A 12,679-nucleotide genomic window follows, 5' to 3' on the forward strand; every position below is an offset into this window, starting at 1 on the left:
CGTCAGGTGGCGGATTTGCCGTGACGAGGCTCGTATTCGGCATCGCTCCGGCGCAGCAGCCAATCCTCGAGCACCTTCCCTCCCGCGACGCGGTACATCGTGGTGAGGTGGACGCGGAAGCGTTGCTGCGTGGGCTTCGGCGCGCCGAAGGCGCCCTTGAGGTCCGTCCGGCCATCCGCGCGGCAGTCGAGCCCCGACATCTCGATCCGCGCCGTGACGATGTTGCCAGCGACGGCGAGGTCCTTGATGTCGAGGCGCAGTTCCTGCGCCACCTCGTAGACGCGGTTGACGCATCCGCGATAATCGTCCGGCCCCGAGGAACGGACGCGGCGCCCGGCGCCGTCATGCCTGTGCCGCACGGTCTCCGCCGTCCGCAGTTCCTCCAGCGCGGCGGCGATTGCGGGCGGAACATAGCGGCGGTCCCCAGCCTGCATGCGGGCCACGAACTGCTTGTTCTCATCCGCGGTCCAGCAGTGGTTCCAGACACGCGCGACGAAGCTTCTGACAGTCTCCGCGCGTTCCTCGTCCGGCGGCGAAGGCGGATCCGGCTCCGGGGTTTCGCAGGGCTCGTCGAGCACGCCACACCCACCCATCGCACACCTCCTTGGAACGCGACGCCTGCTTCGCATCCGGCGAGGAAGAGCGCCGGGCCAGGGCGCCGACTTGATACTACGGACAGCATGTTCGGTTTTTGGTCGCGCTGCCACAAATTTGTTCTGCTGGATGTTTTTGAACAGAAGTAGAATTGCGCGCATGGCGACAGACGACGCCCTGCCTGTGACGCTGCTGTTCACGGATGTCGAGGGCTCGACGCGCCTGCTGCGCAGCCTCGGCGACGAGAGCTACCGCCTGCTCCTGGCGGAGCTGAGCGCGACGCTCCGTGCGCATTTCGCCGAGCATGGCGGCGTGGTGGTGGACAGCCAGGGCGACGGCTTCTTCATTGCCTTCGAGCGGAGCCCGATGGATGCCGTGGCGGCGGCGCTGACCTGCCAGCGCAGCCTTGCCGGCAAGGCCTGGACCGGCGGCTGCGCGCCGCGGCTGCGCATGGGGATCCATACGGGCCTCGTCCGCCGCGGCGTGGCCGCGCTCGGGGGCGGCTATGTCGGCCTGGAGGTGCATCGCACCGCCCGGTTGTGCGCCGCGGGCCATGGTGGCCAGGTGCTGCTCAGCGCGACGATGCACGCCATTCTGCAGGGGCACCTGCCCGACGGGGTGGGGCTGCGCGCGCTCGGGCATCATCGCCTGCCGGACCTGCCCGCGCCGGAGCCGATCTTCCAGCTTCTGGCCCCTGGCCTGGCCGAGGATTTCCCGGCCTTGCGCGTGGACGGCCCACAGATGTCCCGGCTTCCGATGCCGCGCACCGCCCTGCTGGGGCGGGAGCGCGAACTGCGCGAGGTCGCTGCGCTGCTCGCCGCGCCGGAGCCGCCGCTCCTGACGCTCACGGGCACGGGCGGCGCCGGCAAGACGCGGCTTGGCATCGCCGCCGCGGCGCTGGCGTCGGGCGGCTTCCGCGACGGAGTCTGCTTCGTACCGCTTGCGCCGGTCACCGATCCCGCGCTGCTGACCTCCACGCTCGTGCGGCATCTCGGATTGCAGGAAGCCGGGCCCACGCCGCTCGAGGACCTGCTGCTCGGCCATCTCCGGGATCGCGAACTCCTGCTCGTGCTCGACAATTTCGAGCACCTGCTGGAGGCCGCGCCGCTCGTCGGCGCCTTGCTGGCCGGCTGCCCAAGCGTGAAGGTCCTCGCCACCAGCCGGGCGACGCTGCACCTGCACGGCGAGCATGACTATCCTGTGCCGGCGCTCGCCGTGCCGGGCGAGGGGACCCCGATCTCCGCCGAGACGGCAGGCGGCTACGCAGCCGTCGCGCTGTTCGTGGAGCGCGCGGCCGCCGTCTCCCGCTTCGCGCTCGACGCAAGCAACGCGCCGTCCGTCGCGGCACTCTGCGCGCGGCTCGACGGCTTGCCGCTGGCGATCGAACTCGCGGCGGCACGCACCAGCACGATGACGCCGGCCGAGATGCTGCAACGCCTCGGCACCGCCGAGCAGCATCGCACCCTTGATCTCCTGATGGACGGCCCCCGCGATGCGCCGCCACGGCACCGCACGCTGCGGAGCGCGATCGGCTGGAGCTTCGGACTGCTGGACCCGACGCTCCAGGCCACGTTCAGACGCCTCTCCGTCTGCGTCGGCGGCTTCACGCTGAAGGCGGCCGCGGCCGTCGCGGGCCTGGCCACTGCCGATGGAAGCGCCATGGCGGAGCCATCGCCGGCGATGCTGCACTCGCTCGCGGGGCTCGCGGGGAACAGCCTGCTGCAACGCATCGAACGCCCGGGAGGCGAAGCGCGCTTTGCGATGCTGGAGACCATACGGGAGTTCGGGCTCGACCAGCTCGATGCTGCCGGAGAGGATCGGCCGGCACGCATGGCGCATGCCTTGCATTTCGCCGCACTCGCCGAAGCCGGGGCGCAGCAGGTCGGCGGACCGAAGCAGGCGGAGTGGCTGTGCCGGCTCGACGAGGAGCAGCCGAACTTCCGCGCGGCTCTGGGATGGGCCTTGTCCGACGATTGCCCCGATCCGCTGCTCGCCGCCAGGCTTGCCACCGCGCTTTGGGTGTTCTGGTTCCGCCGGGCGCATCTGCGCGAGGGAAGCCGATGGATCGAGGTCGTCCGCCATGCTGGACGTGCTTCGATGTCGCCGCGCGTCCATGCCACGCTGCTAACGGCGGAGGGCTCCTTCGCACGCATGATCGGCGATTTCGCGCGCGCCGAATCGCGCCTCGACGAGGCTGTCCCGCTCTGGCAGGCGATGGAGGATGAGGAGGGCCTTGCCTGGGCCCTGAGCCATCTGGGCCTCGTCCGGCAGTGGCTCGGCCACGTGGATGAAGGCGTTGCGATCCTGGAGCGCAGCCTCGCGCTGCGCAGGGCCGGCGGCGATCAGCGCGGCGTCGCGCGCTCGCTGTTCCACCTCGCGATCGCCGAGGATTTCAGAGGCGATTTCGAGCGCGCGGCGCGGCTCTACGAGGAGACGCTGCAGGTGCAGGGGGCGATCGGCGACACCTGGGGCAGCGGTCGGGTGCTCGGCTATCTCGCCAAGGCGCTGCTGCGCACGGGTGATCACCGGCGCGCCGAGCAGGCTGCGCAACAGGCTCTCGATCGCAGCACAAGCGTCGCCGACCGGTGGGGCGTCGGCCTTGCGGAGTCGGCACTCGGCGGGGCAGCCTGGGCACGTGGCGAGCATGCGCGGGCCGCCGCACTGCTGAAGCGGAGCCTGTCCACCTTCCGCGATGTCGGCGCCCGCGACCGCGTGGCGGAAGAACTGCAGGACCTGGCGCTGCTGGCGGCGCGACACGGTGCGCCGGAGCAGTCGGTGCGCCTCTCGGCCGCCGTCGCCGCCTTGCAGCGCACCGGCCGCCATGCGCTGTGGCCAGCGCTGCGCGCCCAACGCGATGCGGCGCTCGCATCGCTGCGCGGAACGCTGGGGGAGGCTGCGTTCGAGGCGGCATGGGCGCGCGGCGAGCGCACGGAGCTCGACCTTGCCGTGAGCGATGCACTGACCGTCCCCGAGCGGCCGGTGCGGGCCGCGCGGCGACCCGCAGCGCGTGCGAGGGTGTCGGCCGGACTGCACGGCTGACCGCGCCGCGCAGCGCGTCCTCCTATACCGAACGCTGCATCGGTCGGTCCCCCGCCTCTAGAACAGCGGGACCTTCGCAGCACGCGCGGCGACCGCGCGGCGCCCGATGAACTGTGAGCCTGGTCACAGCGGCGAGCACGGCGACGGACCTAGCTTCTTGGCACGGCCGGGGCATCGGGCCCCGAGCCGAGCAGAAGGACCAGAAGGTCATGCGCACGCTGATGAACACGATCGCTTCCGCCGCCCTGATGGGGCCGTTCTTCCTGCAGCCGGCCGCAGCCGGCGACGCGAATGGGTACCCGCGCGTCGTGGGCAGTGGCGAGAACATGTCGGTCGAGTACGGACCGGCGCCGCCCCTGAACATCGTCGGCGGCGGCCATGTGACGGCGACCGGCTCGGGCGACAGCGTCGAGCTGCGCTACGCCGACAGCGCGAATGTGCAGCAGCCGCCTGCCGGGATGGTGCCCACCGTGCGCGGCAACGGTGAGAACCAGGAGGTGGTCTGGGTGCCCGCCGGCGATGTCGGCCTGAACTGGGCCGTGGCGAAGAACCCGGCGACGGCCCGCTGATGCCTTGCCTCCCGAGGTGCCTGGCTGCCCCAGCGCTCGGGCACGCTAGGCACCTCGCCCGATCGATCCGCGTTTCGCCGCCCCCTCGCCCCTTGCGTCGGCCTCGGCCATGCTGCCGCGACCTTACCGCACGGAGGCGCGCATGGCCCCGCTCGCCGAACCCTTCTCGCTGCGTGTCGCGGACGCGGAACTGGCCGATCTGCGCGACCGGATCGCCCGCGCGCGCCTGCCGGACCAGGCGCCGGAGCCGCCCTGGACCTACGGCACCGATGTGGACTACCTGCGCGACCTCCTCGGCCATTGGCGGGATGGTTTCGATTGGCGCGCGCAGGAAGCGGCGCTGAATGCCTTCCCGCAATTCCGCGCTCCGCTGCACGACATCGACCTGCACTTCCTGCATGTGACGGGCGAGGGCCCGTCGCCCATGCCGCTGCTGCTGTCGCATGGCTGGCCGGGCTCCGTCTTCGAGTTCCTCGATCTCATCCCGCGCCTGACGCAGCCCTCACGGTTTGGCGGCGAGGCGGCAGACGCCTTCACCGTCGTCGCGCCTTCGCTGCCGGGCTACGGTCTTTCCTTCCGGCCGGGCCAGCCGCGCTTCGGCATCGAGGCGATCGCCGACTGCCTTGCGGATCTCATGACGGAGGTGCTGGGCTATCGCCGCTTCGCCGCGCAGGGCGGCGACTGGGGCGGCTTCGTCGCCTCGCGCCTCGGTGCCGCGCATGCGGAGAAGATGATCGGGATCCATCTCAACCTGCTCGCGGTGCGGCGCGATCCGACGATGGTCGCGAGCCCGACGGAGGAGGAGCGCCGCTACCTCGGTGAGCTGACGGAGTTCCTCAGGGAGGAAACCGGCTACCAGTGGATCCAGGGCACGCGGCCGCAGACCCTCGCCTTCGGGCTGAATGACAGCCCCGCGGGCCTCGCCGCCTGGATCGTCGAGAAATTCCGCGCCTGGACCGACAATGACGGCACGCCGGACAGCGCGTTGGACCGCGACCGGATGCTGGCGAACATCTCGCTCTACTGGTTCACCGGCTGCATCGGCGCCTCCTTCCATCCCTACCATGCGCGCATGCACGGACCCTGGCCGATCCCGGCCACGGTGTACGTGCCGATGGGCTACTGCCAGTTCCCGAAGGAGATCCTGCGCCCGCCACGCTCGCTCGCCGCCCGCACCTACACCGACATGGCGGACATCCGGTGGTGGTGGACAATCGCGGCGGCGCCGGCGGCACTGTAGGGGCGATGCATGTGGTGCGCAGCGCGGCCGATGGCCACACCCTGATGTGGGGGCACATCGGCACGCTTGCGGTGAATCCCTGGATCTATCCGAACAACCCCTATGACGTGGTGCGCGACTTCGCCCCGGTGGCGCTGGTCGCCACGCTGCCATCCGTCCTGGTGGTGCACCCATCCGTGCAAGCGCGCACGGCAGAGGAGTTTGTCGCGCTTGCCAAGGCCAACCCGGGCAGCCTGGAATACGGCAATGCCGGCAATGGCAGCGCCTCGCACATCACCATGGCGGCCTTCGCGGATGCGGCGGGCCTCGATCTTGTCGCCGTGCCCTATCGCGGCAACGGACCGATGCTGGCCGACCTTCTCTCCGGTCGTGTGAAGTGCAGCTTCGCCGGCGCGCCGGTGGTGCTGCCGGCAGCGCGCGACAACCGGCTGGTTGCCATCGGCGTGAGTTCCAAGGATCCCTCGCCGCTCGTTCCCGGCGTTCCGCCTGTTGGAGCGCGCGCGGTGCCGGGTTTCGAACTGGTGCAGTGGCACGGGCTCGTCGCGCCGGCCGGCACCCCGCCGGAGGTGATCGCGCGGCTGAACGCCACGATCAACGGCTTGCTCGCGGATGAGGAGATGCGCCAGCGCCTGGCAGTGGAGGGCGCGGAGCCGGCACCGCGCTCGCCGGAGGCCTTCCGCCAGCTCATCGCATCCGAACTCGAGCGCATGCGTGTGACCGTGCAGCGTGCCGGCATCCGGGCGACGTGACGCTCACGCTGACGCTGGCCTGTGGGGCCTATGACCGCGTCCGTCCGCTGCTGGACGGGCGGGTCACGGTGGCGCGCCTTCCGTCATGGCTGCATCTACCTCCGCCGCGATGCCGGCATCGAGGCGCCGAGGGACCTGGAAGGGCGGCGAGTCGGCATCCCGGAATACCAGATGACACTCGGCCTCTGGCTGCGCGGGATCCTGGCCGATGACCACGGCGTGGCGGTGAACGGCATCGCCTGGCGGACCGCCGGTACCAACGCGGCCGGCAGGAAGGAGCGGCTGCCGCTTGAACTGCCGCCGAGCATGGATGTGCGCCCGCTGCCGGAGGGGGCGACGCTGAACACCGCGCTGCTCGCTGGCGAGATCGACGCCATCTTCTCGCCTACGCCCCCCGCCGCCTTCGCCGCCGGCGATCCGCGCGTGACGCGGCTGTTCCCTGATCCGCGTGCGGCGGCGGAGGATTATGTCCGGCGCACCGGCCTGTTCCCGATCATGCATGTCATCGGCGTGCGGCGTGACGTTCTGGCTGGTGCTCCAGCCATCGGCCGAGCGCTGTTCGACGCCTTCCTCGCCGCGCAGCGCATGGCGGAGCGGGAGTGGGAGACGACGCTTGCCGCGAGTTCGCCGGCCACGATGTTGCCCTTCCTGGCGGAGGAATGGGCGGCAATGCATGCGTTGCTTGGCGCCGATCCATGGCGGCAGGGCGTTATGGCGAACCGCGGAGAACTGGAGGCGGTCTGCCGCTGGTCCGCCGCGCAGCACCTGGCGCGGCGCCGCCTTGCGGTCGAGGAGCTATTCGACTCGGCGACGCTGGACACCTGAAGGAGACGGCCGCCGCAGTCGCGGGGCTGGGTGCGATCTCTTTCTCAGGAGCTTCGGGGCTTTCCATCCAGGCGAGGCGAGCACCGAGGCAAACGCGCGGCGTTTTCGTCCTATTCTGACAGACTGGCGCCGGAGAGAGCTGTTGCCGGGCTTCGTTCTGCCGACGTATCCGCCAGACCGTCGGAAAACCTGCGCCTCACGGCGCCGGCGCGCAGTCGGGAGAGAGTTTGTCTCGCAGAGAAGTGGCGTAGGTAAGGGAACCCACGCCAACCATTCTCTGCCGCTCGGCCCAGCGGGGGACGCCGCGAAGCCCGACCCGATGCGCTCCTACGCCACGATTTCGAAGTCCGTCGCTGCGAGCGTCGGCTTGTTGGACAGCGTGGCGATGGTGACCGCCACGATCCCGCCGGTGCCGTCCGCGTCCCAGGCCAGGACGCCCGTGGCCTTGGTGTAGACGAACTGCCCAAGCGCCCCGTTCGGCGCGTCGTTCGCGAAGTTCGCTGGATTCAGCGCGCCCACGCCGAGTGCGCCGAAGGCAGCGTTGGCGAAGGCCAACTTCTCGCTTCCTGCCACGAAATCCGTCACCGTGTCGCCGCCTTCGGCGGGCGTCAGCCACAGGAACCGGTCGGCACCGCCGCCCCCGGTCAGCGTGTCCGCACCCACGCCGCCCTCGATGGTATCCGCGCCGCCGCCGCCCGAGATGCGGTCGGCCTCGCCCAGCCCGCGCAGGAGGTTCGCGCCGCTGTTGCCGTTCAGCACATTCGCCAGCGCATTACCCGTAGCCGTGATGTCGGTGCTGCCGAGCAGCGACAGATTCTCGACTGCATTGGGCAGCGCGTAGCTGATGTTGCTGAGCACCGTGTCGATGCCCGCATTCGCGAGCTCGATCACCACATCGGCATCCACCAGCACATAGGTGTCGTCGCCGTTGCCTCCGTCCAGGCGGTCCACGCCGTCGCCGCCGACCAGGCTGTCTGCACCCTCGCCGCCCTGCAGCGTGTCGTTGCCGGCGCCGCCGTTCAGCGTGTCGTTGCCGTCGTAGCCCAGCAGGCGGTTGTTCCCGACATTGCCGAGGATGAAGTTGTTCTCGGCATTGCCGTCGCCGCGCACATTCGCCGTGCCGTTGAAACGCAGCACCTCGATGTGGTCGGGCAGGGCGAAGGTTGCGTTGGCGACGACGGTGTCGTTGCCGCCGCCGGCCTGCTCGATCAGCACGTCGGTGGCGTCGATCAGGTAGAGATCGTTGCCGCTGCCGCCGATCAAGGTGTCGGCGCGACCGCCGCCGTTGAGCACATTGGCCGCCCCGTTGCCGGTGAGGACGTTGGCGAGGTTGTTGCCGGTGCCGTCGATCGCGGCATCGCCGGTCAGCACCAGATCCTCGAGATGCGCGCCGAGCGTCCAAGTGATCGAGGAGAAGACCCTATCGATGCCCGAATCCCGCGCCTCCGCCAGCCTGTCGGCCGCATCGTCCACGATGTAGCTGTCGTTTCCGGCGCCGCCCAGCATGCTGTCAGCGCCGGTGCCGCCGAGGAGCGAATCCGCGCCTGCGCCGCCCGAGAGCGTGTCGTTCTCGCCGCCGCCATCGAGCGTGTTGTTGCCGCTTCCGCCGAGCAACCGGTCGGCGCCGGCAAGGCCCGCCACCAGGTCGTTGCCGCCAAGCGCGTCGATCGTGTCGCCGGCCGCCGTGCCCTCCAGCGTGTCGTCGCCCTCCGTCGGACCGCCCGTGGCGATGACCGTGTCGGCGAATTGCAGCAACTCGATGCCGCTCAGCGTGTCCGCGCCGTCCGGCGCGCCCGGGCGCAGGTCCTGCACCTGCCACAGGCCGCTCGCGAGAGGCGTGACCTGGTACTGCGCGCGGGCGCCGGAGAAGACGGCGGTGTCAACGCCCTCGCCCCCATCGACGCTGTCATTCCCGGCACCGCCATTGAGCAGGTCGTCGCCGGCAGCGCCCATCAGGCTGTCATTGCCCGCGCCGCCGAGCAGGGTGTCGAGACCCGCGCGCCCATCGAGCAGGTCCGCCCCGCCTGCCCCTTCCAGCCTATTGTTCTCCGTCGAGCCCAGGATCGTGTCGGCGGGGCTGCCGCCGATGGCGTTCTCGAAGCCGATGACGAGATCGGTGAACCCGGCGGGGTCGATGGCGGTGCCGGCCTGCAGATCGATCTGCACGCCCTGCGCCACGGCCGTCTGGGCGCCCCGCCCGATGGTGATGAGCACGCCGTAGTCGTAGATCAGCGTGTCGATGCCGGCGCCGCCATCGACCGTGTCGGCGCCCGCGGCGGGGCCGAACCAGTCATCGCCGCTGCTGCCGACGAGGCTGTCAGCGCCATAGAATCCCCTGATGCCTTCGATACTGATCAGACGGTCCACGGAGCCCCAGCTGTCGGTCGCGATGCCCGTCGCCAGACTGACCGTGACGCCGGTGCGGCCCGTGGCCAAGTCCTCGGCGAGTTCCACCGTGTCGAAGCCGCCGCGGCCATCGATGGTGTCGGCGCCCTCGCCGGTCTCGAACCAGTTGTCCAACGCCGTGCCGAAGACGCTGTGACCGAACGCGCCGAAGACCAAGGCGGCGTTGATGTTGACCAGCACATCCGTGCCTTGCCCTGGCGCCGAGACGGTCCCGAGTTCGAGGTCAACCGTCGCCGCGGCGGTCGGGAAGAGCCAGACGCCGACAAAGGCGCCCGCTGCCTGCAGTTCCGCGGCCGTGACTGGCGCCATGATGAGGTCGTCGCCCGTGCCGCCGGACAGGAGGGAAACGCTCCGCTCGCCGTCCACACGCCCGGTCAGCGTGTCGGCGAAGTTCGATCCGGAGGCCGAGTTCATGCTGATGAGGCTGTCAGTGCCACCCTCGCCGTCCGACGCCGTGCCGGTCGTCAGGTTCACCACCACGCCGGCTGACGCGTTGAAATACTCTGCGACATCGCCCCCCGGCCCGCCGTTCAGCGTGTCGTTGCCGCCGCGGCCGTTGAAGCGGTTGCTCTTGGAGTCGCCGAGGAAGCTGTCCGAGAAGAAGGTGCCCGTCGCCCGCTCGATGGAGGCGAGTTGCAGGGTCGAGCCATAGGCGCCGGTCGCCGTGCCCGTCTCGAGGTTGACGGTCACGGCGCCAGTCGGCCCGGAGCCCGCCCACCACCAGCCATCAAACGCGACGCGGTCGAAGCCGATCCCGCCGTCGATGGAATCGGCGCCGGCCATCGGCAGAAAGATGTTGCTGAGGTCGTTGCCGATGAGCGTGTCGTTGCGGATGCTGCCGACGATGTTCTCGAAGCCGGCCAGCGAATCGGTGCCGCCGGCCCCGTCCGAGGCAATGCCGGCGGCAAGGTTCACAGTCACGCCGCTGGAGCCGACGCCGGTGAACACGCCATAGTTCACCCAGTCGCTCGTACCCCCGCGGCCATCCAGGCTGTCGTTGCCGGGCCCGCCGACCAGATGCTCATTCCGGTCGGAGCCGAGCAGCGTGTCGCCGGAGCTGGTGCCGTGCACGTGGATGATGTTGGACAGCCGGTCCACGGCGCCCAAATGCTGCGCCGTGCCGGCCGCGAGGTCCACCAGGACCGGGCCGGCGTCGGTCCGGTAGCTGGCGACCACCGAGTTGCTCAAGCTTGAAGGCCCGGTGATGGTGTCTGCCCCGCCCCGGCCTTCCACGATAGTCAGGAAGCCGGGCATCCGGTCGTTGATGGTCAGGACGTCGTCGAAAGCGCTGCCGTGGATCTCCTCGACGCTGGCGACCGTGTCCTGGCCTTCAGCGCCGGCGACGGTGCTGGAATAGGAGGTCCCGTTGTAGCCGAGCGTGACGGAGACGCTGCCGGGCGCGTACAACCAGCTTGCGACATCGAAGCCGCCGCCGCCCAACAGCGAGTCGTTGCCGTTGCCGCCCATCAAAAAGTCGGCGCCATCGCCGCCGTTGAGGGTGTCGTTACCGACATCGCCCGCGAGCAGGTCGTTGCCCGCGCTGCCGATCAGGCCATCCGCCCCGTCGCCGCCGCGCAGCGTGTCGTCGCCGGCCTGACCATCCAGGATGTCGTTGCCGGCGCCGCCGACGATGCTGTCGTTGGTATCGGTCGCATTGCCGGTGAGGCTGCGAAGCGTAACCGTGCCGTCGGCGAAGGCGAGCAGTTCGATGCTGCCGAGCGTGTCGGCCCCGTCAGGCGATTCTGGGCGGTTGTCCCGGAGCGTGAGGGCGCCTGAAGAGGTGACGCCAAAAACGTATTCGCTGAGATTGCCACCGAAGACGGCTGTGTCTGTACCGGAGTCGCCACTGAGAAAGTCGTTGCCGCTGCCGCCGGTTAGCCGGTCGTCGCCGAAGAACCCGTTGATCGTATCGTTGCCGTCGAGACCACTTATCGTGTCGCCCGACGAAGTTCCGACAATGCTATCGGCTGCGCTGGTGGCGGCGAGCCACAGCGACTGGTCAGTGAAGTGCAGCGCCTCGACGCCCGCGACGGTGTCCGAGCCATCTGGCCCAAGAACTGAGAAGGCGCCGCCGCCAATAGCGGCAACAGTGTAGTTCGAGCGATTGCCTGAGAAGGATGCGACGTCAATGCCCGACTCGCCGTCAAGGGAGTCGTTGCCCGACCCGCCGCCCAGGGTGTCCGAGCCTTCGCCACCGAGCAAAGTGTCCGCGCCAAGCCAACCGAACAGGCTTTCGTTGCCAGCCCCTCCTTGCACGGTGTCTGCCTGGGGCCCGGTCGACAATGCCTCAATACCGATCAGTGTATCGACGGAACCAAAGCTCGACGTGACAGTTCCTGTGACGAGATTTGCGAAGAGGGAGAACCCGCTTCCATCATAGATAACAGTGTCTGCCCCGCCTCCGCCAATGATGCTGTCCGCGCTTGGCCCCGAGCTTATTTCAAATCGATCTTTACCGTCGCCGCCGTCTGCGGTGAGGTTGAGATAATTTCCCCCTCTTAAGGTGTCGTCGCCTTCACCGCCGACCAGCGTCGACGCGCCGGTGTTTGGAAAGAAGCCGAGCGCGGACATCCTGTCGTTGCCCGCCCCGCCATCAGCGAAAACGCCCGAGGAGGCAGTAAAATTATCGTCGCCCTCATCGCCTAGAAGTGTATCATTTGACGATCCAAATATAGTGTCATTGCCGAGTCCGCCGCGCAAGCTGTCCGCGCCAGGGCTCCCGTCGATATCGTCATTTCCATCGCCGCCGTCGATGGTGTCATCCCCGAGGCCTCCCGTCAGCCTGTCATTATTGGAATTTCCAATAAGGCTATCGGCTCCGTCGCCGCCGTCGATTGTGCTGGCGCCGACCGAACTGAAGATGACGTCGTCGCCAGCGCCGCCTCCGAGCGAGTCGGCTCCACCTGCACCGCCAAAGATAGTGTCAGCGCCAGGACCCGCTAGCGGTCCGCCGGCGGTGTTGCGCGCTTCCGTGATGGTGTCGTTGCCCGGCGTGCCGTTAATCGTAGCCATCTATCAGCCCCCGACGTAGCCGGAAGCGGGAAGCATTGCGGCCCCCGCCGGCGCGCCCTCCGGATCACTCGCGACCGGCCAGACGACCATCCGTTAAGGGATCATTCACAAATCGGTTACGGTTGGCAATCAACCAGGCCGAGTATTTGGGTGGTGCGGTTGCCCTCTGGGTTAATTCGACCGCCTGCCCTCGGCTTCATGCCGCATCGCCGTTGACCAGCTCATTATATTTTCTTTCTCGGCGC

Annotated in this window: 7 protein-coding genes; 5 read left to right on the top strand and 2 right to left on the bottom strand. The window is 69.1% G+C overall.

Annotation, left to right across the window (positions count from 1 at the left end; genetic code table 11):
• Nucleotides 1-2: 2 nt before the first annotated feature.
• Nucleotides 3-593, bottom strand: coding sequence for an ester cyclase (locus DFH01_RS23635; RefSeq protein ID WP_158287878.1), 591 nt, complete (start codon nt 591-593; stop codon nt 3-5).
• Between the two features lie 160 nt (nt 594-753).
• Between DFH01_RS23635 and DFH01_RS23640 the strand changes: the two genes are divergently transcribed.
• The 5 genes from DFH01_RS23640 (at nt 754) to DFH01_RS23660 (ending at nt 7,016) form a co-directional block, all read left to right on the top strand.
• The gene (locus tag DFH01_RS23640) at nt 754-3,633 is read left to right on the top strand and encodes a tetratricopeptide repeat protein (protein WP_158287879.1); all 2,880 of its coding nucleotides are present in this window, start codon (nt 754-756) and stop codon (nt 3,631-3,633) included.
• A gap of 209 nt (nt 3,634-3,842) precedes the next feature.
• Entirely contained in the window at nt 3,843-4,202 is a 360-nt protein-coding gene (locus tag DFH01_RS23645) for a hypothetical protein (RefSeq protein ID WP_109872991.1), read from the top strand.
• Between the two features lie 142 nt (nt 4,203-4,344).
• Complete coding sequence (locus DFH01_RS23650) at nt 4,345-5,442, top strand: epoxide hydrolase family protein (RefSeq protein ID WP_158287880.1); 1,098 nt, start codon at nt 4,345-4,347, stop codon at nt 5,440-5,442.
• The gene (locus tag DFH01_RS23655) at nt 5,409-6,191 is read left to right on the top strand and encodes a Bug family tripartite tricarboxylate transporter substrate binding protein (RefSeq protein WP_158287881.1); all 783 of its coding nucleotides are present in this window, start codon (nt 5,409-5,411) and stop codon (nt 6,189-6,191) included. Before DFH01_RS23650 ends, DFH01_RS23655 begins: the two co-directional genes overlap by 34 nt.
• 30 nt (nt 6,192-6,221) lie before the next feature.
• Nucleotides 6,222-7,016, top strand: coding sequence for a substrate-binding domain-containing protein (locus DFH01_RS23660; protein WP_109872994.1), 795 nt, complete (start codon nt 6,222-6,224; stop codon nt 7,014-7,016).
• 327 nt (nt 7,017-7,343) lie between these two features.
• Here DFH01_RS23660 and DFH01_RS23665 read toward each other — a convergent pair whose 3' ends face one another.
• Entirely contained in the window at nt 7,344-12,434 is a 5,091-nt protein-coding gene (locus DFH01_RS23665) for a beta strand repeat-containing protein (RefSeq protein WP_109872995.1), read from the bottom strand.
• Nucleotides 12,435-12,679: the final 245 nt, after the last annotated feature.

Source organism: Falsiroseomonas bella (genome assembly GCF_003173615.1).
Classification (GTDB): domain Bacteria; phylum Pseudomonadota; class Alphaproteobacteria; order Acetobacterales; family Acetobacteraceae; genus Falsiroseomonas; species Falsiroseomonas bella.